The 23,751-nt window shown below is 68.3% G+C and carries 23 protein-coding genes; 17 read left to right on the top strand and 6 right to left on the bottom strand.

What is annotated here, in order from left to right; all coding sequences use genetic code 11:
* Positions 1-85 precede the first annotated feature (85 nt).
* Positions 86-892: a polyphosphate kinase 2 family protein gene (locus IEY31_RS14755; protein WP_188973320.1), complete on the bottom strand. Its 807-nt coding sequence runs from the start codon at positions 890-892 to the stop codon at positions 86-88.
* A gap of 131 nt (positions 893-1,023) precedes the next feature.
* On the opposite strand from IEY31_RS14755, the gene IEY31_RS14750 reads away from it, so the two are divergent.
* The 5 genes from IEY31_RS14750 (at position 1,024) to IEY31_RS14730 (ending at position 6,599) form a co-directional block, all read left to right on the top strand.
* Positions 1,024-2,880: a site-specific DNA-methyltransferase gene (locus IEY31_RS14750; RefSeq protein ID WP_188973317.1), complete on the top strand. Its 1,857-nt coding sequence runs from the start codon at positions 1,024-1,026 to the stop codon at positions 2,878-2,880.
* Positions 2,871-3,479, top strand: a complete 609-nt coding sequence (locus tag IEY31_RS14745; protein ID WP_188973315.1) for a hypothetical protein — start codon at positions 2,871-2,873, stop codon at positions 3,477-3,479. Before IEY31_RS14750 ends, IEY31_RS14745 begins: the two co-directional genes overlap by 10 nt.
* 59 nt (positions 3,480-3,538) lie before the next feature.
* A complete protein-coding gene (locus IEY31_RS14740) occupies positions 3,539-3,946 on the top strand; it encodes an NUDIX domain-containing protein (RefSeq protein WP_188973313.1) in 408 nt (135 codons plus the stop codon).
* A 1-nt stretch (position 3,947) separates the two neighbouring features.
* Positions 3,948-4,664 carry a bifunctional dihydropteridine reductase/dihydrofolate reductase TmpR gene (gene tmpR, locus IEY31_RS14735; protein ID WP_188973311.1) on the top strand — a complete coding sequence of 239 codons (717 nt, stop codon included), beginning with the start codon at positions 3,948-3,950 and terminating at the stop codon, positions 4,662-4,664.
* A gap of 342 nt (positions 4,665-5,006) precedes the next feature.
* Positions 5,007-6,599 (top strand): S8 family peptidase, encoded by a 1,593-nt coding sequence (locus IEY31_RS14730; RefSeq protein WP_188973309.1) that lies wholly within the window; start codon positions 5,007-5,009, stop codon positions 6,597-6,599.
* 70 nt (positions 6,600-6,669) lie between these two features.
* Here the strand turns inward: IEY31_RS14730 and IEY31_RS14725 are convergent, their stop codons facing one another.
* Entirely contained in the window at positions 6,670-7,164 is a 495-nt protein-coding gene (locus IEY31_RS14725) for a YbaY family lipoprotein (protein WP_188973307.1), read from the bottom strand.
* Between the two features lie 102 nt (positions 7,165-7,266).
* Between IEY31_RS14725 and IEY31_RS14720 the strand changes: the two genes are divergently transcribed.
* The gene (locus IEY31_RS14720) at positions 7,267-7,890 is read left to right on the top strand and encodes a DNA-3-methyladenine glycosylase family protein (protein WP_229723655.1); all 624 of its coding nucleotides are present in this window, start codon (positions 7,267-7,269) and stop codon (positions 7,888-7,890) included.
* Positions 7,891-7,905: 15 nt separating this feature from the next.
* On the opposite strand, the gene IEY31_RS14715 is transcribed toward IEY31_RS14720, so the two are convergent.
* Positions 7,906-8,568, bottom strand: a complete 663-nt coding sequence (locus tag IEY31_RS14715; protein ID WP_188973303.1) for a flavin reductase family protein — start codon at positions 8,566-8,568, stop codon at positions 7,906-7,908.
* A 33-nt stretch (positions 8,569-8,601) separates the two neighbouring features.
* Here IEY31_RS14715 and xseB point away from each other — a divergent pair, with 33 nt between their 5' ends.
* Together xseB and IEY31_RS14705 are read left to right on the top strand one after the other, a co-directional pair.
* A complete protein-coding gene (xseB, locus tag IEY31_RS14710) occupies positions 8,602-8,853 on the top strand; it encodes an exodeoxyribonuclease VII small subunit (RefSeq protein ID WP_188973301.1) in 252 nt (83 codons plus the stop codon).
* A 61-nt stretch (positions 8,854-8,914) separates the two neighbouring features.
* Positions 8,915-11,545, top strand: a complete 2,631-nt coding sequence (locus IEY31_RS14705) for a DEAD/DEAH box helicase (protein WP_188973299.1) — start codon at positions 8,915-8,917, stop codon at positions 11,543-11,545.
* A 9-nt stretch (positions 11,546-11,554) separates the two neighbouring features.
* Here the strand turns inward: IEY31_RS14705 and IEY31_RS14700 are convergent, their stop codons facing one another.
* Complete coding sequence (locus tag IEY31_RS14700; RefSeq protein WP_188973297.1) at positions 11,555-12,727, bottom strand: aminotransferase class I/II-fold pyridoxal phosphate-dependent enzyme; 1,173 nt, start codon at positions 12,725-12,727, stop codon at positions 11,555-11,557.
* 114 nt (positions 12,728-12,841) lie between these two features.
* Between IEY31_RS14700 and IEY31_RS14695 the strand changes: the two genes are divergently transcribed.
* On the top strand, positions 12,842-13,051 hold the full coding sequence (locus IEY31_RS14695) for a hypothetical protein (RefSeq protein WP_188973295.1): 210 nt from the start codon (positions 12,842-12,844) through the stop codon (positions 13,049-13,051).
* A 12-nt stretch (positions 13,052-13,063) separates the two neighbouring features.
* On the opposite strand, the gene thrB is transcribed toward IEY31_RS14695, so the two are convergent.
* On the bottom strand, positions 13,064-13,972 hold the full coding sequence (gene thrB, locus IEY31_RS14690) for a homoserine kinase (protein WP_188973293.1): 909 nt from the start codon (positions 13,970-13,972) through the stop codon (positions 13,064-13,066).
* A gap of 391 nt (positions 13,973-14,363) precedes the next feature.
* On the opposite strand from thrB, the gene IEY31_RS14685 reads away from it, so the two are divergent.
* The gene (locus tag IEY31_RS14685) at positions 14,364-14,633 is read left to right on the top strand and encodes a GlsB/YeaQ/YmgE family stress response membrane protein (protein WP_188973291.1); all 270 of its coding nucleotides are present in this window, start codon (positions 14,364-14,366) and stop codon (positions 14,631-14,633) included.
* 310 nt (positions 14,634-14,943) lie between these two features.
* Entirely contained in the window at positions 14,944-15,984 is a 1,041-nt protein-coding gene (locus tag IEY31_RS14680; protein ID WP_188973289.1) for a DUF4357 domain-containing protein, read from the top strand.
* A gap of 140 nt (positions 15,985-16,124) precedes the next feature.
* Here the strand turns inward: IEY31_RS14680 and paaI are convergent, their stop codons facing one another.
* On the bottom strand, positions 16,125-16,499 hold the full coding sequence (gene paaI / locus IEY31_RS14675; protein WP_188973288.1) for a hydroxyphenylacetyl-CoA thioesterase PaaI: 375 nt from the start codon (positions 16,497-16,499) through the stop codon (positions 16,125-16,127).
* Positions 16,500-16,628: 129 nt separating this feature from the next.
* Here paaI and IEY31_RS14670 point away from each other — a divergent pair, with 129 nt between their 5' ends.
* From IEY31_RS14670 to IEY31_RS14645, 6 genes are all read left to right on the top strand, one after another.
* Positions 16,629-17,669 (top strand): NAD(P)/FAD-dependent oxidoreductase, encoded by a 1,041-nt coding sequence (locus tag IEY31_RS14670; RefSeq protein ID WP_188973286.1) that lies wholly within the window; start codon positions 16,629-16,631, stop codon positions 17,667-17,669.
* A complete protein-coding gene (locus IEY31_RS14665) occupies positions 17,662-18,519 on the top strand; it encodes an HpcH/HpaI aldolase/citrate lyase family protein (RefSeq protein WP_188973284.1) in 858 nt (285 codons plus the stop codon). The genes IEY31_RS14670 and IEY31_RS14665 overlap by 8 nt, the downstream gene beginning before the upstream one ends.
* A 205-nt stretch (positions 18,520-18,724) precedes the next feature.
* Positions 18,725-19,381, top strand: coding sequence for a PAQR family membrane homeostasis protein TrhA (trhA, locus tag IEY31_RS14660; RefSeq protein ID WP_188973282.1), 657 nt, complete (start codon positions 18,725-18,727; stop codon positions 19,379-19,381).
* 129 nt (positions 19,382-19,510) lie between these two features.
* Entirely contained in the window at positions 19,511-19,957 is a 447-nt protein-coding gene (locus tag IEY31_RS14655) for a DUF3197 domain-containing protein (protein ID WP_188973280.1), read from the top strand.
* A gap of 524 nt (positions 19,958-20,481) precedes the next feature.
* Positions 20,482-23,250, top strand: coding sequence for a sensor domain-containing protein (locus IEY31_RS14650; protein ID WP_229723654.1), 2,769 nt, complete (start codon positions 20,482-20,484; stop codon positions 23,248-23,250).
* A 114-nt stretch (positions 23,251-23,364) separates the two neighbouring features.
* Positions 23,365-23,739 carry a nuclear transport factor 2 family protein gene (locus IEY31_RS14645; RefSeq protein ID WP_188973276.1) on the top strand — a complete coding sequence of 125 codons (375 nt, stop codon included), beginning with the start codon at positions 23,365-23,367 and terminating at the stop codon, positions 23,737-23,739.
* The last annotated feature ends 12 nt before the right edge of the window (positions 23,740-23,751 follow it).

The following is a 23,751-nucleotide window of genomic DNA, read 5'->3' as shown; positions in this document are numbered from 1 at the left end:
TCGCGAGTTCGAATCTCGTCTCCCGCTCCATCTCCGCCCCCTCCTTCCCGGAGGGGGCGTTTTCGTTGCAGGCCTGTGCTGGGTTTTATTTGATTTTGATCTTCTTGGGGTCCAGGTCGGTTTCCGGAAACTGGGGGTCCATGTCTCTAAGGGTGTCCAGAATGATCTGGCTGATCAGCACATTGCGAAACCACTTGCGATCGGCGGGAATCACGTACCATGGCGCCGCCGCCGTGCTGGTGCCCAGGGCCTCCTCATAGACTTTGGTGTACTTGTCCCACAGCGCACGCTCCTTCAGGTCGGCGGCGCTGAATTTCCATAATTTGTCGGGGTCGTCCAGCCGGGCTTGCAGGCGCTCCTCCTGCTCGTCCTTGCTGACATGCAGGTAGAACTTGAGGACCCGCGTGCCCGAATCGCCCAGCAGGGTCTCGAAGTTGCGGATGTGCTCCAGGCGCTGCCGGGCCGTATTGTCGTCGATCATGTCGTGGACGCGGGTGACCAGCACGTCCTCGTAATGGCTGCGGTTGAAAACAGCGATCATGCCTGTTTTGGGGGTCTGGGCATGAATACGCCACAGGAAGTCGTGGGCGCGTTCCTCCTCGGACGGCACCTTGAAGTTGGAGATGCGGACCCCGTTGGGATTGAAGGTGCCGATCACATGCTTGACCGTGCCGTCCTTGCCGCCCGCATCACGCGCCTGCAGCACAATCAGCAGGGACCGGCGGTTCTCGGCGTAGAGCCTTTCTTGCCAGTGGGCCAGCTCATCGGCCAGTGCCTTGGCCCACGCCTTGCCCTCTGCCTTGTCCAGCCCACCGTTCTCGTCGGTGCTCCAGTTCTTCAGCCTGACGGTCTTGCCGACCTTCACGCGGTAGTCCTCGGTCTTGAGGTTCATGCCCGTGAGGCTAGCACCTGACCTCCGGGCGGGCGGATCTCTGGGGTTTACCTTCCCGTGACCTATGCTGGGGCCATCGTGTGCAAGTTTCCTCCACTCCCGGTGCCGTTTCGCACCGCCCGTCCTCTACTGTGACCGACTCCAGATACTCCCACCTGGACCGTGACGCCCTGATTCGCCTGCTGGAGCGCCGGGACGCCGAACAGACGTTTGGACTGGTCTGGGAACGGGACGAGCCGCAGCAGGGGACGGCGCCGGCCATGACGCTGGACCTTGACCGTGGCCTGAGCGTGGGCGACGCGCCCCACCGCAACCTGATCATCGAGGGCGACAATCTGGATGCCCTGCGTTTCCTGCACCTGACCCACCGGGGCCGGATCAAATGCATCTACATCGACCCGCCGTACAACACGGGGGGGCAGGAACTGGCCTACCATGACCGCTACCACGGCAAGGACGATGCCTACCGGCATTCCGCCTGGCTGGAATTCATGGCCCAGCGTCTGGCCCTGGCACAAGGCCTGCTCGCGCCTGACGGCGTGCTGTTCGTGTCCATCGACGATTACGAGGTCGCCCGCCTGACCCTGCTGCTGGACCAGGTGTTCCCCGGCGGCAAGGTCGGCACCTTTGTGTGGCGGCGACGTTCGGGCAGCAACGACGTGCCGCCCAGCTTTCTGAGCGTCGACCACGAGTACGTGCTGTGTTACGCCCGTCCGGGCTTCTCGTTTGCAGGGCTGGAGAAGGACCTGTCGGGTTACCGGGACCACGATGCGGGCAACCCCGACCCGTGGAAGCGCGGCGACCTGTCCAAATCGCACGACCACCGTGCCCGGCCCAACGGCTTCTATCCCATCCACAATCCGCAGGACGACGTGTGGTACGCCCCCAACCCCAAGCGGGTCTGGGCCTTTGCCTCTGAGCGACTGGTGAAGGGGGGCCAGAAGCTGCGGCGCGAGACGATGGAGCAGCTGATCCGCGAGGGCCGGGTGATCTTCCCGAAAAACGACCGAACGGTCATCTACCCCTCGCTGGAGGACCTGCGGGCCGCCATCACGGCGGGCCACGCCCCGCACTTCCTGCGGCTGGGCCTGCACGACACCCCGCAAGAGCAGGACGCGTACCTGTCGCAGTACGTCGGGCGGCGGCTGGGCTACGGCACGCCGGGGTACAAGCGCTTTCGCTCGGAGGTCAAACGCCCCAGCAAGCCGATTTCCAGCTGGATCACCGGGCCGAGAGAACACGAGACCGTTGAGGACCGGACGGTGCTGCGCAGCGGTCTGAACGCCGAAGGCACCACGCTGCTGGGGCAGATGCTGCAGACGGCGGGCATGGGCTTCAGCTATCCCAAGCCGCTGTCGCTGGTGCAGACCCTGATCGCGCAGGCCACCGGCCCGGACGACACCGTGCTGGACTTTTTTGCGGGCAGCGGCACCACCGCGCATGCGGTCCTGGCGCTGAATGCCGGGGAACCCGGCTCCAGCCGCCGTTTCATTCTGGTGTCTTCCACCGAGGCCACGCCGCAGGAACCGCACAAGAACCTGTGCCGGACCGTGACCCGTGAGCGGGTGGGCCGGGCAGTCCAGGGCTACACCCACCGCACCCGCTCCGGCCCGGTGGACGTGCCGGGCCTGGGGGGGGAATTTGCCTACCTGCGTGTCGCTGGTCCCGGGGCAGGTGAGAGGACGCACGAGCAGATCTGGTTCGCCCTGCAACTGCGGCACGTTCAGGCGTTGACGGCGTACTGTCCGGACGAGGTTATTCAGCAGCACTGGGCCGAGGATCGGGCACTGCTGTACCTCACCGCGACCGGGCGCGACGTGCTGGAGGAAACCCTGCGGCTGGCCGGACAGACGGGGCAGCCGGTGACCGTCTACACCTGGGAGCCTGCGCTGGTGGCTGCGGCCGTCACCCAGGCCAACGTGAGGGTCTGCGCCGTGCCCGCCGAGCTTGGGGAAGCGTTCGGAGCAGTCGGAGAAGCGTGCCCCTGAGCGCGGAGGACGCCATTCCCCTGCGGGGGCTGGTCACGGAGGAGCTGGTTCAGACGGCGGCCATCACATGCGCGCGCCTGCTGCCGCATGTGCATGACCGGGCCGATCTGCACGGCCGCGACCCGCTGGAGCGGTACCACAACCTGCTGATGGGTGAGATTGCCGAACTGGCGGTGATTGCTTACCTGACGGGGCAGGGCCGCTGTGCCGTCTCCGCCGTGGATAAGGCGGCCACCATTCCCGACGCGGGTCACGACGTCGTCCTGCGCCGCAGGGACGGCACGGCCGCGAGGTGCTCGGTCAAGTCGTCGCTGTCCTACCACCACGGCATTGCGGCGATTCCGGGACAGTTCAGACCGGCCTTCAACAGCCGGGAGCCGCGCGACATCAACGTTCAGGTGTACTACCACTACAACCTGCGCAGTGAGCCGCGAACCACCGTGGCGGCCCTGGCCCATGCCTACGTCATCGGCTGGGCCCCGGAAAGGAGGCTGCTGGGCTCGGAATTTGCCGTCTATAACGGCGAGCGGCGGCGGGTGGCTGATCTGAGGCTGGCTGACCTGTCACCCATGGCCGAGCTTCTGCCGCTGCTGTCGTGAAGCGCTGGCCGTGGCAGGCGCTACACCCCGCTCGCACGTTTCGCCGTAGCCTGGGCCGCATGGACAGGCCGTTAGTGTGTGTGGGGGCGCTGGTGTGGAATGCGGAGGGGCGCGTGCTGCTGGCCCGGACGACCAAGTGGGGCGGGTTGTGGGGCGTGCCGGGCGGCAAGGTGGACTGGGGCGAGACCCTGGTGGACGCTGTGGCCCGCGAGTTCCGTGAGGAGACCGGGCTGAGGCTGCGCGACATCTGCCATGCCCAGACGCAGGAGGCGGTTCTCTCGCCGGAGTTCCACAAGCCCAGCCACATGCTGCTGTTTGATTACTTTGCCCGGACCGACGACACCCGGCTCTCGCCCAATGAGGAGATTGAGGACTGGGCCTGGGTGACGCTGGCAGAGGCGGCTGCCTACCCGCTGAACACCTACACGCAGACGCTGGTGGCCCTGGCGCAGCGCAGGGAGCCGTGAGGTGAGGGGAACGGCCCTGGTCACCGGCGCGGCCCAGGGCATCGGGCGGGCGCTGGCGCTGGCGCTGGCCGAAGAGGGCCACAACGTCGCGGTGCATTACCGGGGCAGCGCGGCGCAGGCGGAGGACACCGCGCGGCTCTGCGAGGAACTGGGCGTGCGGGCGGTGACCCTGCAGGCGGACCTCACTGACCCCGCGCAGGCCCGTGAGCTGGTGCGCCGGGCGCATGCCGCCTTTGCCGGGTCACCGCTGGCCGTGCTGGTCAACAACGTGGGCAACTACGTCAACAGGCCGCTGCTGGAGACCACCGACGCCGAGTGGGCCGAGATGCTGGGCAGCAACCTGACCTCCACCTTCGCCACCTGTCAGGAGGCCGCGCCGCTGATGCGCTCGGCGGGCTTCGGGCGCATCGTCAACCTGGGCTACGCGGGCGCGCACAACCTGACCGCCCGGCCCGGCATCGTGCCGTACGTGATTGCCAAGACCGGCGTGCTGCAACTGTCGCGCTCGCTGGCCTCTGTACTGGCTGGCAGCGGCGTCAGCGTCAATGTGGTCAGCCCCGGCGTGATTGAGACCAGCGTGTCGCAGCCGCTGCGCGAGATTCCTGCCGGCCGGGCAGGCACGGTGGCCGAACTCGTGGACGCTGCGCTGTATTTTGTGCGCGCCAGCGACTACGTGACCGGGCAGGAGCTGGAGGTGGCGGGGGGCTGGAACCTGTAGCGGTGACCTTCAGCCAGTCAGGGTACAGACTCCTGTCCTGGCTGCCCCCTAAGGAACTGCTTTCTGTCCAACTTGAGCTTTAGACATGTGAAGATATACAGTGAAACTGAATAAAATTACATGAAGGTCGCTTTGTAACGGCTTTCCTGTAGCATCCATTAATGAGTGTTGTGAAATCAATGTGCGTCGGGTATTTCACACCATGGGTCCACTCCCGCCCCTATGATTTCTCCAATTCCTAAACGTTCATTCGGGTCTGTTTTAGAACCTCCCTCGGTTGTGAGGGACGGCGTCTGATGTCCTGTGTTGGCCGTGTTTTGGGAAGTTCTCTGGAGGTTTTGCATGAATGGACGCACCACTGTTGGCCTGCTGTTGCTTACCCTTTCCCTCGCCGCCTGCGGCAGCCAGACCCCTGTGCAGAACACGGCGGCCAGCAACGCGGCCACGCCCGCCCCGGAAGTCACCCTGGGGGCAGGAGCGGCCTCGGAGCGCAGCCGCACCGGCGCCCCCCTGCTGGGCACGAACAATCCCGATGCGATTGAGGGGCAATACATCGTGGTCCTGAGCCAGGGGGCCAGCAGCATGACGGCCCAGGCGTTGACGGCCCAGAGCGCGGGCGGGCTGGTTCGCGGTCTGGGGCTGGACCCGCAGGGCGTCACCATCCAGAACATCTACTCTCAGGCCCTGAACGGCTTTTCGGCGCGCCTGAGCGCCCAGAACCTCAGCCGCTTGCAGGCCAACCCTGACGTGAAGTACATCGAGCAGGACGGCGTGATGCGCGCCAGCGCCACCCAGAGTGGAGCCACCTGGGGATTGGACCGGAGCGATCAGCGCGACCTGCCGCTGGACAGCACCTACACGTACTCCACCACCGCCAGCGCGGTCAAGGCGTACATCATCGACACCGGCATCAACACCTCGCACACCAACTTCGGTGGGCGGGCGGTGTGGGGCACCAACACAACCGGCGACGGCAACAACAGCGACTGCCAGGGCCACGGCACGCATGTCGCCGGCACGGTGGGCAGCTCCACCTGGGGCGTTGCCAAGGGCGTGCAACTGGTGGCGGTGAAAGTGCTGGACTGCAGCGGCAGCGGCACCAACTCCGGCGTGATCGCGGGGGTGAACTGGGCGCTGAACAACAAGTCCGGCACTGCCGTGGCCAACATGAGCCTGGGCGGCGGCTTCAGCCAGGCGGTCAACGATGCGGTGAACAACGCGGCGGCCCAGAACCTGGTGATGGTGGTGGCCGGCGGCAATGAGAACCAGAACGCCTGCAATGTCTCCCCGGCCAGCGCTGCGAGCGCCATCACGGTGGGAGCCACCACCAACACCGACGCGCGGGCCAGCTACAGCAACTACGGCTCGTGCCTGGACCTGTTCGCGCCGGGCAGCAACATCACCAGCACCTGGATCGGCAGCACCAGCGCCACCAACACCATCAGCGGCACCAGCATGGCTTCCCCGCATGTGGCGGGCGCGGTGGCCCTGATCCTGGCGGCCAACGCCGGGGCCAGCACCGCCAGCGTCACCAGCACGCTGCTGGGCAACACCACGGCGGGCAAGGTCAGCAGTGCGGGCACCGGCAGCCCCAACAAGCTGCTGTACACCGGCGCGGCGGGCGGCACCACCCCACCCCCACCCACCGGCGGCACCACCACCTACACGGGCTCGGTAAGCTCCCGCCAGAGCGTGTTCAGCACCGGTTTCAGCTACGCGGGCGGCACCATCAAGGGCGTTCTGAGCGGTCCCAGCGGCACAGACTTTGACCTGTACCTGCAGAAACAGAGCGGCAGCAGCTGGGTGGACGTGGCCTCCAGCCAGGGTTCGAGCAGCAGCGAGAGCGTCACCTACAGCGCGGGCAGCGGCACCTACCGCTGGGAGGTCTATGCCTACCGCGGCAGCGGCAGCTTCACGCTGACCGAAACCCGCTAAAGACGGGAGGGGAAAAAACGGAGGCGGAGCGCTCGGTTCATGAGCGTTCCGCCTCCGTTTTTTCCGGGGGTCAGCGGTTGGTCACCGGCACGTTCAGCGTGACCCGCTGGCCGTCCGGCAGGGGCACGTCCGCGCTGCGGAACAGAACCTTGCCCTTCTTGTCAGCAACCACGGCGCGAACAGCGTACCTATGCGTGCTGTTCAGTCGCACCGGGTTGTAGACCATCTGGTACGGCGTGGACAGACGTGAAGTGCCGAACTCGATGTCCACCAGGGCTTTTGCCGCCGTCAGGTCCACCAGGCTGAGCATGATCCGGCTGCCCGCCGGCAGGCGCAGGCCCTCGCTGGGGCCAGTGACGCGGCCCCGGACCTCGCGGTAGCCCCTGGGAATGGACGTAGCGTCGTAATCGCTGCTGGATGTGCTGGAAGCGGTGGCCGGGGCCGTGGCTGCCGGCTTGATCGGGGTCAGGGTCACGCCGCCGATCTGGGTCTGGGCCAGAGCCGGGGAGGCAAGCAGCAGGCCGGACACAGCGAGGCAGAGGGTGGGGGAGAGGAAACGGTTCATGCGTTCATGGTGGGGGATACGGCTGATCTCTTTGTGACTGTGGGGCCATTCGGTCTTGACCTGTTGCGGAGGATGCATGGGAAAATGCGTTTGAATACCTCCATGCCCACTTCCTTCCCGCTGCTCCACCACGCCGACGCGGCCGCCCACCTGAGCGGCGATCCCACCATGCGTGAGTTGATCGCCCACAACGGCGACCTGCCGGTGCTGGCGCCCACCCCTGGCCCGTTCGGCACGCTGATCCGCAGCGTCAACGGCCAGCAGTTGAGCGTGAAGGCCGCCGCCAGCATCCACGCCCGCCTGCTCGACCGGCTGGGCACCCTGGACGCCAGGGCGCTGCTGCAGACGCCCGGCGATGAGCTGCGTGCGGTGGGGCTGTCGTGGGCCAAGGTGCGGACAGTGAAGGCCATTGCCGGGGCCGAGCAGGCCGGGACGGTGGACTTTGTCCACATCGCCACGCTGCCCGACGAGGCGGTGATCGCCGCGCTGCTGCCGCTGCCCGGCATCGGGCGCTGGACCGCCGAGATGTTCCTGATGTTCGCCCTGGCCCGCTCCGACGTGTTCAGCCTTGGCGATCTGGCGCTGCGGCAGGGGCTGGCGCGGCTGTATCCGGACATGCCCGCCGACGAGGTGCTGGCCGGGTGGACGCCGTACCGCACGCTGGCCGCCCGCTACCTGTGGGCCGACAACCACCGCGTCCGGGCAGGCGGCGAGCCGGTGGGCTAAGAACCGCAATTCGTCTCAGTCCTCCAGTCCTTCCCGCGCCTGCCACTCGGCATACGTCGTCCGCGCGATCTCGAAGCCGTCGCGGGTGCGGGTGTAGCCGCCGCGCCCCCCCATGCGCCCGATCAGGTCCAGTGCCGCCGTGTCCACGTAATGCTTTTCCTCGTTCAGAACGGCGTCGGCGCGCAGGCTCAGACCAATCACTTTGCCCAGGATGATGCGGGTGTTCCCAATCTGTACGGTCTGCACCTCCACGCATTCCAGCGTGGCGGGGCTGGCCCGCACGCGCGGCACGGTGATGCGGACGCCCGGCTCAAGCTCGATGCCCAGCTGGGTGACCTCCGCCATGCCATGCGGGAAATCGGTGGCGCTGTCGCTCATGACCTGCGCCAGCGCCGCGCTGACCAGATTGACGCTGAACCCGCCGCCCGGCCCGATGTTCAGCGCCGTATCCTTGGGGGTGCCGTCGGCGCGGTCTCCGGGGGCGAAGGTCACGATGGGCGGATCGGAGCCCATCAGCCCAAAAAAGCTGTAGGGGGCCAGATTCGGCACGCCGTCCGCGCCCAGCGTGCAGACCCAGGCAATCGGGCGCGGCACGACGGTGGCGGTCAGCAGCTTGTATCGCGCCGAGTTGGGCAGGGCCGTCAGGTCAAAGTGCTTGAAGTCAGTGGGCGGGGCCATGCCGCAGCCTAGCGGGCGCTAGCATGTGGGGCCATGAGCGCCGATACATCCACCGCCTACCGCGACGCCTACGCGCGGCTGTCGCGCATCGCCGCCGAACTCGAAACCGGCGAGGCCGATCTGGACCGCGTTCTGCCGCTGCTGGAGGAGGCCCGCGAGGCCTACGCGCAGTGCCGGGACCGCATTGAGGCCGTGCGGGCCGTGCTGGCCGGGGACTGGGCCGATGGCGCAGCTCTGGACGGAACACAGTCAGACGATGCACAGGCGGAGGAGGACGACGCGTAGGCGGGGCGAGCCTTTCCCCGCGCACTTTTCCCCGCGTACAACCCGCCTAGACTGAGCCGCGATGCTGCCCGCCCGTTCCCCATTTGCCCGCCTGGAGGGGTTTCTGCGCGACACCCTGGGCGGCGGCGCGGCGCGGCTGCATGAGGAAGAGGCCGCCCCGGCCTGCACCGTGGGGGTGGGTGAACTGGGCTGGAGCCCGGCGGTGGCGCGCGGCTTCGGCTTCGGGCAGGTGTACGCCCACCAGGCCGAGACGTACCGCCTGATGCACGAGGGCCGGCATGTCATCGTGACCACGCCGACGGCCAGCGGCAAGACCGGGGCCTTTTTCCCCGCCGTCTTTGACCGGCTGGAGCGGGATAAACATGCAACGGCGCTGTTCGTGTATCCACTCGTGGCGCTGGGACAGGACCAGCGCGACAAGCTGCTGACCTTCAAAGAGAAGGGCGGCTTCGGCTGGGACATCGGCGCGTTCCAGAGCAGCGCACAGGCCGCCGACGCCTTCGCGGACGGTGTGCGGATGGTCACGGCCACGCCCGACAAGCTGCACTGGTCCCTGACCCACCCCCGCGTGCGCGAGTTCCTGAAGAACCTGTCGTTTATCGTGCTGGACGAGGCCCACACCTACCGGGGCGGCTTTGGCTCGGAGGTGGCGGGCCTGCTGCGCCGCCTGCTGGAGCTGTCGCGGGCGCTGGGGGCGAGTCCCCAGGTGGTGCTGAGCACCGCCACCATCGGCAACCCCGCCGAATTCGCCCGCGAACTGATCGGCGTGGACGCGGTGGAGGTCTCGGAATCCGGCGCGGCCCGGCCCGGCAAACGCTTCTATCTGGCGGACCACCGGGGCCAGCCTCGCCGCTTCTGGAACGCCGTGATGGAGGCGTCTCAGCGCTACGACCTGAAGGTGCTGGCCTTTTTCCGGGGCCGCAGCCGGGCCGCGCGGCTGTACGGCACCTACCGCGCCCAGCCGCAGTACGCCAGGCACGCCCACCTGTACATGGCCGGCACCAGCGACCGCGAGGGCCGCCTGACCGAGTTCCGCCGCGCGGGGAGCGGCGTGATGTTCGCCACCAACGCGCTGGAGGCCGGGGTGGACATCGGGGACCTGGAGGTGGTGATCATCGACGGCTATCCAGGCTCGCGCATGGCCTTCCGGCAGATGGCGGGCCGCGCCGGGCGGGTGGCGCCGGGGCTGGTGCTGTACCTGCCCGCGCTGAACGAGCAGGGCGTGCCGCAACCCGCCGACGCCTTTTACAGCAACTCCGGCAACTTTCTGGAACTGCTGACCGGCCCGATCGAGAAGGCGGTGGTGGAGGCAGCCAACCCGTATCTGTCGCCCCGGCACCGCGCCCGCCAGAACGAGGAGTACGGCGCGGCAGGTCTGCGCGGGCCGCACCCCGCCGCCGTGGAAGCGCAGAAATACTGGAACCTGCGCGGCGAGGGCAGCCTGAAATACGCCGTGGTGGAGGCCGCCGACTGGGAACGGCTGGGCGCAAAAGCGCTGGACGCCCCGCTGGAATCGCCCAGCCAGCACTACGCCCTGACCGAGAAGCACGAGGGCGCGGTGTTCACCCTGGACGGCCAGGGCTACAAGGTGCTGCACTGGGAGAAGCACCCCGCCGGCACCGCGATCATTGTGGAGAGATTCAGCGCCGAGAACCTGTTCACGCGCGGGCTGTACAGCATCGAGGTCACGCCCGGCCAGATGACCCCGTGGCAGCGGCGCGGGCCGCTGGCGTACCGACACGGCGAGGTCAGCATCCGCCGCCGCTACACCGGCTACCAGATGCTGCGGCAAGTCTTTGAGCGCGTGTGTGTGGGTTGCGACCGCGATCCCGGGCCCGCCGAACGCACCTGCGCCCGCTGCGGGGGCCGCATTCAGGACCGCATGCAGGACCATAAATTGTCCGAACACCTGTACGACGCGCCCACCGAGCTGCCACCGTTCCGCACCAGTGCGCTGGAAATCGGGCTGGACCCCCGCGCCACCGAGCGGCCCAGCGCCGTGGCCCATACCCTCAAGCACCTGCTGCAAAAGGTCACGCCAGAGCGGGTGGCCTGCGACGACAACGATCTGGCCGGGGCATTCCGGGGCGGCCACGATGCCTACTTCTTCCTGTACGACGACTGGCTGGGCGGCCTGGGCGTGTCGCGCCGTGCCTACGAGCAACTGGACGACCTGCTGGCCCGCGCCCTGGCGCTGTGTTCCAAGCCCTGCTGCAAGAACCCGGAAGGCTGCTACGAGTGCATTGCGGTGTCGCGCTGCTATTCCCCGTACCTGCCCAGCGGGGAGCGCCGCCCCACCGACAAGCACGCCACCCGGCTGTTTCTGGAGGGGGTGCTGGGCGTGCAGGCCGCGCCGGAAGCGCAGGCCGCCGCCCCTGACCCCGTCCCCGAACTGGCCCCATCGTGGCCGCTGCAGGCGCGGGAACTGCTGGACCTGCACGGCCTGTCCCTGCCCGAGGTCAGCGCCCGCCTGGGCATTCCCAGCCGTGAGCTGCAACGGGCGGTCAGCAGCACCCAGCCGCTGCGGCTGCGCCACGCCAAATTCGGCGACGGCGTGTTCATGGGCGGTTTCCATCAGGGGGACAGGCGCGAGGTGCTGGTGTATTTCCCCGGCGTGGGCCAGAAGCGTCTGCTGCTCAAGTTCGCGGGGTTGAGCGTGATCGAGCGCGGGCCGGGCGTCCCGGCGGGATAGGGTGCGGCGTTACCGTGTGCTGACGACGGCTTCCGCCACCCCAACCCCGGCCAGCCGCCGCGCCGCCTCCACCAGCACCTCGGGCGGCTGCACCAGCGCAAAACGCACGAAGCCCTCGCCGCGTTCCCCGAAGGCCCGGCCGGGGCTGACCACCACGCCGCAGTCCTCGGCGGCGCGAACCGCGTAGGCCACGCTGTCGGTCAGTCCCGGCACCCGCGCCCAGGCGTACATGCTGGCCTGGGGCCACTGCACCTCCCAGCCCAGGGTGTGCAGGGCCGGCACCAGCGCGTCACGGCGGGCCTGGAAGACAGCGGCCCCGGTGCGCCCCACCGCGTCCGGCAGGCCCAGCGCCAGGGCGGCGGCCCGCTGGATGCCCAGGTACGCGTGGAAGTCCACCGCACCCTTCACGCGCGCCAGCGCGGCAATGGCCCCGGCGTCCCCGGCAGCAAAGCCCACCCGGAAGCCGCCCATGTGGTGCGTCTTGCTCAAGGAGTGCACTTCGACCACGCCGTGTATGCCCGCCTCCAGGGCGCTGGGGGCGCGGTAGTCGCCAAACGTCAGCTCCGCGTAGGGGTGATCGTGAATCAGGAGGGTGCCGCGTGCCCCGCACCATTCCACCACCTCTTGAAAAAAGGCCGCGTCCGCCACCGCCGAGGTCGGGTTGTTGGGGTAGTTCAGCAGCAGGGCGCGGGGGTGGACACTGGCAGAAACTGCGTCCAGATCAGGCAGAAAGCCGCGTTCGGTCAGCAGCGGCAGCGGGACGGTTCTCAGCCCGGCCACCGCCGCTGCGCCCAGGTACGGCGGGTAACCGGGATCCGGCAGCAATAGCGTGTCGCCGGGATCGGTGACGGCCAGCAGCAGGTGGGCCAGCCCTTCCTGGGCGCCGATCAGGGGCAGGACCTCGGTGTCCGGGTCCACCCCCACCCCGAAGCGGCGCAGCAGGTAGGCGGCGGCGGCTTCCCGCAGCGGCGCGGTGTCGCTGAACAGCGGATAGCGGTAGGTCAGCGGGTCGCGGGTGGCCCCGCGCAAGGCCTCCAGTACCGCTTCCGGCGGCGACTGATCGCTGCTGCCGATGCTCAGGTCGATAACCGGCAGCCCACGCGCCCGCGCCCGGCTTTTCGCCGCGTCCATCAGCGCAAAGACGCTGCCCGGCACGGCATTGGCCCGTGATGACATCCACATGGCCGCAGATTAGAGCATTCTGCCGTTCGGACCATCCAGCCCTGCGGCCCGCGTCTAAAGAACCTGCCGCCGTGTCCTCACGCCGGTCCGCCCCGGCCCCGCTAGCGTGGAGGCATGCAAATCAGCCGCACGATGAGCCTGGATCCCATCCTGGACCGCATGGGCCGCGAGGCCACCAGCCTGCGCGAGGCCGAGGCCATGCGCGAGGTGCTGGCCGAAGGTTACGCGGGTCAGGACGTAAGCGCCATCGGCGAGCACGACTGGCTGGAGGCAATGGGGAAGATGGAGCAGATCAAGCAGACGGGCAACGAGGGCATGAAATAGGAAAGACGCTGCTCAGCTCCTGGTGACCAGGGTGCCCTGGGTGTCAATCGGGAAGTCCATGACCTGGCCGGTCAGGCCGTTCTTCGCCATCACGCCGTTCAGGTAGGTGTGCAACGGCGCGGTGCCCTCGCGGGTGTCGTGAAAGCACAACACCGTCGGCCCCGCGCCGGACAGCGCAGCCCCCAGCGCCCCGTGCCGCCAGGCGTCCTCTAGAATATCGCTCAGCCCCGGCACCAGCGGCGCCCGCCAGATCTGGTGAATGTAGTCCTGCATGGCGTGCCGCAACAGGTCCAGTCGCCCCTGGGACAGGGCGGCGGCCAGCAGCGCAGCGTGCGACAGCGCGTGGACAGCGTCCGCCCGGCTGTACTCGCGCGGCAGTACGGCGCGGGCCTTGCTGGTACTGAGTTCAAAGTCTGGAATCAGCACGGTCACGCCCAGATTCGCGGGCGGGTCCAGCCGCACGTAATGCGTGCCCAGCTTGTCCAGCGTCGCCACCACGATGCCGCCGAACAGCGCCGGAGCCACGTTGTCGGGGTGGCCCTCCTCGCGGGCAGCCACGTCCAGCACGGCGCCGCTGTCCAGCGGGCGGCCCAGCAACTCGTTGGCGGCCACGATGCCGGCCACCAGGGCGGCGGCGCTGCTGCCCAGGCCGCGGGCCAGCGGCACCTCGCTGCTGATCTCGATGCGGGCGGGCGGCAGCATCAGGCCAGTGCGCCGTGCCACCAGCAGCATCGCCTGATACACATAGTTGCTCTCGTCGGCGGGCGTGCCCTCCAGCCCCGGTCCCAGCGGCACCACCTGGGTTGTGCTGCCTGGAGAGACGCGCAGGGTGGTGTACAGCGGCACGCTCAGACCCAGGCTGTCAAAGCCCGGTCCTAGGTTGGCGCTGCTGGCCGGAGCACGCACGGTGAAGGCGGTCATGCGGGGCCGTCTACCCGAAACAGTGCAGGCAGCACGGTGGGGCCTCCAGATAAAGAGCAGGGCCACACTGGGCCAGACAGACACATGCGCCCATGCTAAACGTCCGTAGGCTGGAAAGTGCCGCGAGGGCAAGACAAATGCCGGTGCCTCCGGCACTGTTTGCGCTCCGCGCCCATCCCCCGGAACGTCAAGGCAACATCAGAAATGAGTGGCAGAGTATAGATTTCTGAGAAGATGGCTTAAGCGGACTTGAATAGTCAGTTAATCCACCTTTGCGCCATCTTCAGAAAGTATGTTTGGCTGCATTTGGTGGCTGTGCCGAGTTTCATGCTTCACCCACAACGAGTATTCAACGTTGGAAATCTAACGACTTTGAAAGGGGGTCACGAACATGGGTTGGATCATTACTATTCTGGTAGGTGCACTCTGCGGTTGGCTGGCAAGCATGATCATGAACACCAACGCACAGCAGGGCGCAATCGCCAACATTCTGATCGGGATCGTGGGCGCACTGCTCGCCACATGGATCTTCGGCGGACTGCTGAACATCGGCGGCGCGACAGTAGCGGGCGATGGCTTCAGCTTCTGGAGCATCATCTGGGGCGTGGTTGGCAGCGTGATTCTGATCGCCATCCTCAAGGCCCTGAAAGTTCTGCGCTAAGCCTCCTCTCTAACGGTTCCAACGTTTCCGGGCATCCTCAGGGTGTCCGGATTTTCTGTGTTTCATCCTTATGACATCTCGCCGAGAAGGGATAGTTCCGGCCTGAACAGGATTCGACGCTCACCCGGCAGGGAACATGCCTTTCCCTTCAATAAATTTCGAGGTTGATACGGAATTTGGCGACATATCCCCAGGCAGGAGACCCTTGATCTGGCCGAGCGCCTCCCTGCGCGAGCACGGCCTCAGCCTCACATGCTGGGCGGGAAATAGCGTGCGGTTACAGCTGCGCCGCTGCTAAACTCGCCCGCAGATGTCAGGCATTCAGGAGCGGATTCGGGAGGCAGTGGCGGCCATCGGCGCGTGGCTTGCCCAGAGCCCCAATCCCGGCGAGGCCATTGTCCGTCAGGCGATTGTGCTACGGGTGCTGCACGCTGCCGGATTCGACATCTGGAATCCGGCAGAGGTGGTGCCGGAGGAAACCAATGCCACGGGCAACCGTTCGGACTTTCTGATTCGCGCCGGGACAGGCAGGTTCGCCCTGGAAATCAAGGGCATGAACGTCACGCTGGGGGCGCCGCAGTTCCAGCAGGCGTCTACATACGCCGTCAACGAAGGCACGCGCTGGGCCATCGTGACCAACGGGCGCGTGTGGATCGCTATAGACGAGCATCTGCCGGGCCGCTGGGAAGAACGGGTGGCGTTGAAACTGGAACTGGGTCAGGAGGGCCACACCTTCGCCGACGATCTGGCGGCCCTGCTGGACGCGGAGATGTGGCGCGTCGACGGTTTTGCGGACGCCGTGCAGAACATCAAGAACTGCCAGCAGCAACGGCTGGACGCGGCCCGCATCCTGAAGGAGAAGACGCCACTGGTGCAGGCCTTTCAGCAAGAACACGAGATTGGCTCCTTCGAGAGTGCGGTCAGGCTGGCGGCGCAACTCGGCACCATCACCGAAGCCGAGCGCGACGTGTTGCTGGGTGTGCCGTCGCAGACGAAAATTGTTCATCTGCCCCGGGAAATTCACTTCACGTACTGCCTTCTCGGGGCCGAGGCCCACGCCATCTACCGGCCTGCTGATGGAACCTGGACCGTGCAGGCGGGAAGTACAGCCCTGAACCGCGTGCTGGGTGAGAGCGGAACCAATGCGAGGGGAATTCGGGGCCGCAGGCAGGGTTACACGAAGGCTGGGCAGCTCGTTGAGAGGAGCGCCGAGCTGCTGGAATACGTCCAAGACGTGACCTATAAGAGTCCCAGTGCAGCTGCTATGGATATCTCCGGCGCGTCTCGCAACGGCTGGGCGTGCTGGAAAGATGCCCAGGGCCGTCCGGCCCAGCACCACCGCCCTGAATAAGTCTCATACGGATTCCGTCTGTTTCGTTAACAAACCGGGAGGGCGCAGGTTTGCCAACTCCACTCCCGGAACCCGTTCTACTCGTTCTCGCTTCGCTCGGATTTTCATCGTTATTGCAAACGATTCAATCGGAGCCCGTATCAGCTCGCCTGACCCTCCCGCACCCGCCTGGAAACTGTCCCCATAAACAGTGCCAGCACCTCGCCCTCCTCGCCGCGCCGGACCTCCACCCGGTACGTTGCCAGGGTGCGGCCCACGCGTTCCGGGGTGGCGACGGCCACCAGTTCGTCTCCGGGTGTTGCGGCGCGGAAGAAGCTCAGGTGGGTGTCCACGGCCACCGCCTGCGCCTCCAGATTGCTGATCACCGCGAACGCCTCGTCAGCCAGACTGAAGATCAGGCCGCCGTGGGCGGTACCGTGCATGTTCAGGCCCGATGCCGTGACTTGGGCGCGGACGCGAGTGCGCTGCGGCGCGGCTTCCAGCACGGTCAGTCCCAGCAGATCGGCGTAATTCATGCGAGCAGGCTAGAGCATGGCGCGTTACCCTGGGCAGCATGAAACGGCCTATGAAGTTCCTGCTGGCGCTGCTGCCTTTCCTGCTGGTGTCAGGCGCTGCGCGTCCTGTCCGGCCTAAAGGCGCGGCCCATGCCTGCTAAGCCGGACGTGCTGGTGGTGGGGGCCGGGCTGGCCGGGCTGGCGCTGGCCCATGACCTGCGGGGCCGGGGCCAGACGGTGCGCGTGCTGGACAAGTCGCGTGGGGTCTCAGGCCGCGCCGCCACCCGCCGCACGCCGCCGCCGGAGGCCCGGCTGGATCACGGCGCACGCTACTTCACCGCCCGGCATCCCCGCGCCGTGGCGCTGGCCGAGGGCGGCGTGACCGCCGGCTGGAACCGCGTGTGGGCGCAGGGGTTTGCGGCCTGGGAGGACGGGCAGATTGCGCCGCCGCCGCCGGACGGCCACCCGCGTTATGCCCCGCCCCTGGGCATGAGCACCCTGGGCCGCGAGCTGGCGCGGGGGCTGGACGTGCAGACCGGGTTGGAGGTGAGCAGCCTGGAACGTCTGCCCGGCGGCTGGCGCGTGCATTCGCGTGACGGCGTGGCGGGCGAGGCCGCGCGGCTGGTGCTGAACCTTCCCGCCCCGCAGGCCCTGGCCCTGCTGGAGCCGTTGCTGCTGGAGCTGGGTAGGGACGGTCTGGGAGATCTGCAGGCGACCGCCGCGACGCTGCGCCGCGTGGAGTACGCCCCGTGCTGGGCGGCGGGTGTGGTGCTGGAGCAGGACACCGGGGCCGACTGGCCGGCCCTGAGCCTGCGCGGCCACCCGGTGCTGGACTGGATCGCCCGCGAACACACCAAGCGTGCCGGAGATCACCCGCCCGCGTTGATGTTGCAGGCCTCGGCGGCGTGGTCCCGCGCCAACCTGGAACGCCGCTCGGACGAGGTCCTGCCCGAACTGCTGGCGGCAGCGGCCGGGGTGCTGGGCCAGGAACTCCGGCCAGTTCACGCCTTTGCCCACCGCTGGCGCTACGCCACACCTGAATGCCGAGCGCCCGGCCCCTGCCTGTGGCACGCTCCGTACGGTCTGGGGCTGTGTGGCGACGGTTTCACGCCCGATGGTCACGGCCCGCGCGTGGAGGCCGCCCTGCTGAGCGGCTGGGCGCTGGCGGCACGGATGGGCAGCGATGACTGATCACGCGGTCTCTGGCCCTCTGCGTTCCATGCTGTACGTGCCGGGCGACAAGCCCCGCGCCATCGAGAAGGCCCGCGGCCTGGCCGCCGACGCCGTGATTCTGGATCTGGAAGATGCTGTGGCCCCCGAACACAAGGCCGAAGCCCGTGCCAACGTGCGCGCGGCGTTGCTGGCCGGCGGCTGGCGCGTGCCGGTGCTGGTGCGGGTGAACGGGCAGGGCACCCCCTGGGAACACGAGGACCGCGAGATGGCGTTGCTGTCGGGCGCGTCGGGTCTGGTGCTGCCCAAGGTGGAAGACGCCCGCGCCGCCTCCGAACTGTCGCTGGGCCGCCCGCTGTGGGCCATGATTGAGACGCCCGCAGGCGTGCTGAACGCCCCGGCCATCGCCGCCGTGCCGGGGGTGGCGGGCCTGCTGGTGGGGGCCAACGATCTGGCCCGCGCCCTGCGGACGCGCCCGCACCCGGACCGCTTACCTCTGCTGCATGCCCTGTCGGCGGTGGTGCTGGCCGCCCGCGCCCACGGCAAGCTGCCGCTGGACGCCGTGTTCAACGACGTGCGTGACCCGGCAGGGTTTGCCCGCGAATGCGCGCAGGGCCGCGCCCTGGGCTTTGCCGGGAAGACTGTGATCCACCCGGACCAGCTTGGCCCGGCCAATGCGGCCTACGGCGTGACTGAAGAGGAGGTTCAGCAGGCCCGCGCGTTGCTGGCCGCCTGGGCCGAGGGCCGCTCCGCTGGCAAGAGCGTGGTGACCTTTGGCGGCGCCCTGGTCGAGCAGATGCACGCCGACGAGGCGCAGGAGGTGCTGGCATTGTGGGCGGCCACCCAGGAGGGCGGGGCAGAAAGCGGCTGACCACCGCGGCCACGTCTGATACGGGCTCCGATTGAATCGTTTGCAAAACGATGAAAATCCGAACGAAGCGAGAACGGGTAGAACGGATTCCGGGAGTGGAGTTGGCAAACCGGCGCCCTCCCGGTTTGTTAACGAAACAGACGGAATCCGTATGAACTGCGTCCCGGACCACCAAGCCTGCGGGCAGGAGGCGTAGCCTGGGGATATGAGACGCCTCCTGCTCGCCCCGCGTGAACCGGTGAACGCCCTGACCCACTGGGCCGGCGCCGTGGCGGCGCTGATCGTGCTGGGGCCACTGCTGTGGTGGGCGCACTCGCGCGGGCTGGCGCTGTGGCCCTTCGTGGTTTTCGGCGTCAGCATGGTGGCGTTGTATTCGGCCAGCGCGAGCTACCACTCGTTTGGCCGCAGCGAGCACAGCATGCTGTGGCTGCGGAAACTGGACCACGCGGGCATCTTCTTGCTGATCGCGGGCAGCTACACGCCCATCGCGTACTTCGGGCTGCATGGCCTGTGGCAAAGCGTGGTGTTGTGGGTGGTGTGGGGCATTGCACTGACCGGCATCGTGCTGAAGCTGGTCACCATGCGTCTGCCGCGCTGGGTCAGCACGCTGCTGTACGTGGGGATGGGCTGGCTAGCCGTGATCTTCCTGCCGCAACTGGTCCGCAACCTGCCTGCCGCTGCCATTTTCTGGCTGGCCGCCGGAGGCGTGCTGTACACCCTGGGGGCACTGGTCTACGGAACCCGGCTGATCAGGCCGCGCGAGCAGGGCTTCTGGCGGCACTGGGGCTTTCACGAGATCTGGCACCTGTTCGTGCTGGGCGGCACCGGGGCGCACGTGGCGATGATGTTCAGCCTGCGCTGAGCCCAGGCTTTCTGCCCGCGTCCTGTCCGTGGGGCGGCGCAACAGACGGGAGCGGTGCGAAACGTCGCGTTTTCCCCGCCTGACAGGGCGTCAGCGCTGGACACACTGCTTCTTCGCTACACTGCGCCCATGCAAATTGCCGATCCGCTGGGCCTCCCCGGGGCGCCGCAAGAGACCCTGAATGCCGTTCTGGCCCATCTGGAGCAGCACCCGTCGGGTGGCGCGGGGGGGCCGGCGGGCCAGCTGATTCTGGTAACGGACCGCCAGGGCGAGCGCGACCGCGCAGGCTACGCGGCGGTGCTGATCGTGGGTTCCGTGGCGACGGTGGTGGCCACCGCCTTCGGGCCGCGTTTCGGGCGGCCGGGCATGGAGGCGCTGGTGCAGCTGGTGCACTGGGCGCAGGAACGCGAGTGGATGGTGCGCGAGACGGTCCTGAACAGTTCCGATTTCACGCGGGTGATCGACGAGCCGGACGCTGCCGAGGTGGGCAGGCTGGTGGCCGCCAGTTCCCCCAGCGACACGGGCATCTATCTGGTGTGGCCCGCCGCCTGGAAAGAGGAGAGCTGGCAGGCCTGAGCGCTGGCCCCCGGCAGGAGGCAAGCGGCCAGAACCGTGCCTGCCCCTGACCTTTGACCGCTGACCAGCTCCAGGCACTGGCCTGAGAAGGGCAGTGGTGGCTCCTGTCGTGCCCTGGCTCCTTCTTCCGGGCGCACGGCGGCCGTGTTCATGGGAGAGCCGCAGCGACACGCCTGAATGACGGCGTCTGGATGGAAAAGCCGCGCCTGGACGGCGGCGGGAATCGGAAGCAGGGGGAGGCGGCCAGGCAGGGGGCCCGTGTGGCTGGGCCTTTCCGCCTGAGCCCCGGTTCACTTGCTGCACGGTGGGTCAGCGGCACGCGTGTCTAACGCGTTTTCTTGAATGATTGGGGTAAGAGTTCGGGTGGCAGGATGGCACCCAGGTGATCCCTGCCTGCGGCCTTCCCCATGCGGCTGCCCCTGCGATTCTTCTCGCCTCTGCTTTTCCTGCCGCCCCCTGCGTGCTGCGTTTGCCTGTCAGGACCCAATAATTCACAGCGTCTGTGGACGCGAGGTAACTTCAGCGTGACTCACTCCCTGTCCAAATCCGCTCCGGCCACCTTCCAGACCAGCCCGGCCCCGCCCGGCGCCCTCCAGCCCAACGCGGCGCTGTTCACGGCCCTGAGCGATCTGTTGCGTGCCCACGCGCCGCAGGCAGCGCTGCTGGCGCGGGTGGGCGACGCGGTGTTGCGCCTGGAAGACGGCGGCCTGGAAGACGGCGGGCCGGAACTGGAGCCGCCCGAGGCGTGGCTGGAGGGCGGCGAGATGACCTGGCTGTCCCGCGACGGCGAGCTGCTGGGGCTGCTGTGGAGCGAGGACGGGCCGGTGTCGCCCACGGCGGTGGAGGTGCTGACCATGCTGCTGGCGGCCTCGCGGCCAGACGGCGCGGTGCGCGAGGCCGAGGTGCTGGTCACGCAGCTGCCGGTGGCGACGGCCTGGCTGACGCCGGAGCTGACCTTCCGGCGCGTCAGCCGTCCATTTCTGGAACTGCTGGGCCTGAGTGACACCGAGGTGCTGGGCCGCACGGTGGCCGAGGTGCTGCCGGGCCGCCCGGAGCTGCTGCTGACGCTGCAGGGGGCGGTCTCGGGCCGCTCGGTGCACCTGTCCGACGAGGCGCTGCCCCCGGTGGGGGCACAGGCAGACACGGCCGGCGGCAAGGTGCGCTGGGTGCGCGGCGAGGCCCGGCCCTACCTGGGCGGCTGGGGCGCCGGCGTGATGCTGACCCTGCAGGATGTGAGCGGTGAATACGAGCGGGCCGCGGGGGTCTCGGCGCTGCTGGACACCCGCACGCCCGCCGCGCTGCTGACCGAGGCCGGCGTGGTCTTGCATGCCAGCCACGGCCTGAGCGAACTGGCCCCGCAGGTGGCGGGCCAGCCGGCACCGGTGCTGGTCGGCGCGCCGCTGTGGGCCTGGGCCGGCTTCGAGGGTGCGCCCTCGGCGGCGGTTCATAACCTGGTGCGGCTGGCCGCAGGCGGCGGCCCGGCGCAGGCCGACGTGAGGCTGGCCAGCGGCGAGGTGCTGACCCTGAACGTGCGCCGGTCCTCCGAGAATGGGCTGCTGGTGGCCGAGAGCGCAGGCGCGCAGGCCGGCGGCCCGGCCCCGCTGGGCATGATCTCGCAGGTGCTGGCGTTGTCCGAGGACGCCGCCGTTCTGGTGGACGCTGCGGGCCGGGCGCAGCTGATCAACGACCCCGCGGCGGCGCTGCTGGGGGTGGAGGCCGCCCGACTGGTGGGCCTGGGGCTGACGCGGGTGCTGGGCGAGCTGGGCGTCAAGGTCTTCTCGCCGCAGGGGCAGCCGCTGGCCCTGCCCGAGTGGCGGAGTCTGCCGGCCCCGTCGTGCCGCGAGGTGCTGCTGGCGCTGCCCGGCCACTCGCTGCGCCACATGGAGCTGCGCCTCACGCCTGTCGGGGCAGAGGCAGGGCGCAAGGACGGGGGCAGCCGCGCCGCCGCGCCGGCGGGAGGCGGCCTGCTGCTGACCCTGCGCGACGTGACGATGCTGCGCCGTGCCGAGGCCAAGATGCACCACGACGCCCGCCACGACTCCTTGACCGGGCTGCGCAACCGCGTCGGCCTGCGCGAGGATCTGACGGCTATGGACCGCACGCCGCCGACCCCCGGCGCGCTGGTGTGCCTGAACATCGACGGGTTCGGTGCCCTGAACACCGCCCTGGGCCGGGTGGCCTGTGACCGGCTGCTGATTGGTCTGGCCGCCCGCCTGAGCGACCAGGTGGGGGGACCGGGCGGCGCGGTGGCGCGGCTGGAGGGCGGCACCTTTGCCGTGCTGCTGCCCCACCTGGAAAGCCACGACGCCATGGAAGCTGTGCAGCGGGCCTTGAGTGCCCCGCTACGCTGCGGCCCACGCGAGACGGCCCTGACCTTCGGGCTGGGGGTGGCGGCGCTGGACGGGGGAACGGCGGAGGATATCCTCTCCAACGCGGAGATCGCGGTGCGCCACGCCCGCCAGCAGGGGCGCGGCGGCATCGGCTTCTTCACGCCGGCCCTGCGCGCCGGGGTCAGAAACGCCTACGCGCTGGAAGAGGACCTGGGCGGCGCGCTGGCGGCCCACGAGTTCACGCTGCTGTACCAGCCGGTGCTGAATCTCGGGACCGGGCGTGCGCTGGGGGCCGAGGCGCTGCTGCGCTGGCAGCACCCTCAGCTGGGCCTGCTGTCGCCCGCCAGTTTCCTGGAGGCCGCGGGCCGCAGTGACCTGATCGCCCGGATCGGGGAATGGGTGGTCGAGGAAGCCGTCGCCAGCCGGGACCGCGTGCGTGCCGGCGCGGCCGGGCAGTCCGCAGCGGCCGGAGCGTGGCAGGTCAGCGTCAACCTGAGCCTGGAAGAGCTGCGCCGCAGCGAGGGTCTGGACCGCCTGCTGCCGGTGCTCCGCACCCACGGCGCCCCGGACATCGAGGTCACGGCGGGCAGCCTGCTGGACCACAGCGAGGAAACGCTGGACATGCTGGAGCAGCTGCGCGGCTACGGCGCCCGGCTGTGCGTGGACGATTTCGGTGACGGTGCGGGCAGCAACCTCAGCGCACTGATCCGCTTTCCGCTGGACGTCATCAAGCTGCACCCCACCCTGATCGCCCGGCTGCCCGATGACCCGCGGGTGGTCACGCTGGTGGCCTCCACCATTGAGCTGGCGCACCGCCTGGGCCTGAAGGTGGTGGCGGTGGGCGTGGAGCGGGCCGAGCAACTGGACGTATTGCGCGACCTGGGCTGCGACGCCGCGCAGGGCTACGTGGTCTGCCCGCCGCTGCCCGAGGCCGAGCTGCTGGCGTGGCTCGCAGCGCGCTGAGGCCCCTGGTCCACAGCCTGAACACAGCTCAGACCGGGCCGGGGCAGCTTCACCAAACTTTTTGAAGGTAAGGGGTCACACCCTCTGCAGACAGGCCGGATGGTCTGGTGAAGCATGACCACCACTGAACAGTTCATGACCGCCCTGCAAAACGCCGAATCCAGCGGCGATCCGTCCGAACTGGTGGCGCTGCACGCCGGGGACGTCACCCTGAACAACCTGACCAGCAAGACCTGGACAGGGACCGAGGGCGCGCAGGAGTTCTGGGAGCGCTACCTGAGCGATTTCGAGACCATCCACAGCGAATTCACCCACCACCACGAGAGCGGCGGCCAGGGCGTGATGGAATGGAACGCCACGGGCAAGCTCAAGAACGGCGGCGACATCGAGTACCGGGGCGTGAGCATCATCGAGATCATGGACGGCAAGGTGGGGGCCTTCCGCACCTACTACGACAGCGCCGCCTTCGTGAACCCGGCGCAGGAGTAATCCCCGCCCAGC

This window comes from Deinococcus aerolatus (assembly GCF_014647055.1).
Taxonomy (GTDB): domain Bacteria; phylum Deinococcota; class Deinococci; order Deinococcales; family Deinococcaceae; genus Deinococcus; species Deinococcus aerolatus.
This window is presented reverse-complemented; position numbering and strand designations above follow the sequence as displayed.

Coding starts and splice junctions, on each gene's coding strand:
- IEY31_RS14755 (WP_188973320.1), bottom strand. CDS start 892: ATGAACCTCAAGACCGAGGACTACCGCGTGAAGGTCGGCAAGACCGTC.
- IEY31_RS14685 (WP_188973291.1), top strand. CDS start 14,364: ATGGGTTGGATCATTACTATTCTGGTAGGTGCACTCTGCGGTTGGCTG.
- IEY31_RS14655 (WP_188973280.1), top strand. CDS start 19,511: ATGCAAATTGCCGATCCGCTGGGCCTCCCCGGGGCGCCGCAAGAGACC.
- IEY31_RS14670 (WP_188973286.1), top strand. CDS start 16,629: ATGCCTGCTAAGCCGGACGTGCTGGTGGTGGGGGCCGGGCTGGCCGGG.
- IEY31_RS14715 (WP_188973303.1), bottom strand. CDS start 8,568: ATGGCCCCGCCCACTGACTTCAAGCACTTTGACCTGACGGCCCTGCCC.
- IEY31_RS14665 (WP_188973284.1), top strand. CDS start 17,662: ATGACTGATCACGCGGTCTCTGGCCCTCTGCGTTCCATGCTGTACGTG.
- IEY31_RS14695 (WP_188973295.1), top strand. CDS start 12,842: ATGCAAATCAGCCGCACGATGAGCCTGGATCCCATCCTGGACCGCATG.
- IEY31_RS14645 (WP_188973276.1), top strand. CDS start 23,365: ATGACCACCACTGAACAGTTCATGACCGCCCTGCAAAACGCCGAATCC.
- IEY31_RS14740 (WP_188973313.1), top strand. CDS start 3,539: ATGGACAGGCCGTTAGTGTGTGTGGGGGCGCTGGTGTGGAATGCGGAG.
- trhA (WP_188973282.1), top strand. CDS start 18,725: ATGAGACGCCTCCTGCTCGCCCCGCGTGAACCGGTGAACGCCCTGACC.
- xseB (WP_188973301.1), top strand. CDS start 8,602: ATGAGCGCCGATACATCCACCGCCTACCGCGACGCCTACGCGCGGCTG.
- IEY31_RS14730 (WP_188973309.1), top strand. CDS start 5,007: ATGAATGGACGCACCACTGTTGGCCTGCTGTTGCTTACCCTTTCCCTC.
- thrB (WP_188973293.1), bottom strand. CDS start 13,972: ATGACCGCCTTCACCGTGCGTGCTCCGGCCAGCAGCGCCAACCTAGGA.
- IEY31_RS14700 (WP_188973297.1), bottom strand. CDS start 12,727: ATGTGGATGTCATCACGGGCCAATGCCGTGCCGGGCAGCGTCTTTGCG.
- IEY31_RS14725 (WP_188973307.1), bottom strand. CDS start 7,164: ATGAACCGTTTCCTCTCCCCCACCCTCTGCCTCGCTGTGTCCGGCCTG.
- IEY31_RS14705 (WP_188973299.1), top strand. CDS start 8,915: ATGCTGCCCGCCCGTTCCCCATTTGCCCGCCTGGAGGGGTTTCTGCGC.
- IEY31_RS14720 (WP_229723655.1), top strand. CDS start 7,267: ATGCCCACTTCCTTCCCGCTGCTCCACCACGCCGACGCGGCCGCCCAC.
- IEY31_RS14680 (WP_188973289.1), top strand. CDS start 14,944: ATGTCAGGCATTCAGGAGCGGATTCGGGAGGCAGTGGCGGCCATCGGC.
- paaI (WP_188973288.1), bottom strand. CDS start 16,499: ATGAATTACGCCGATCTGCTGGGACTGACCGTGCTGGAAGCCGCGCCG.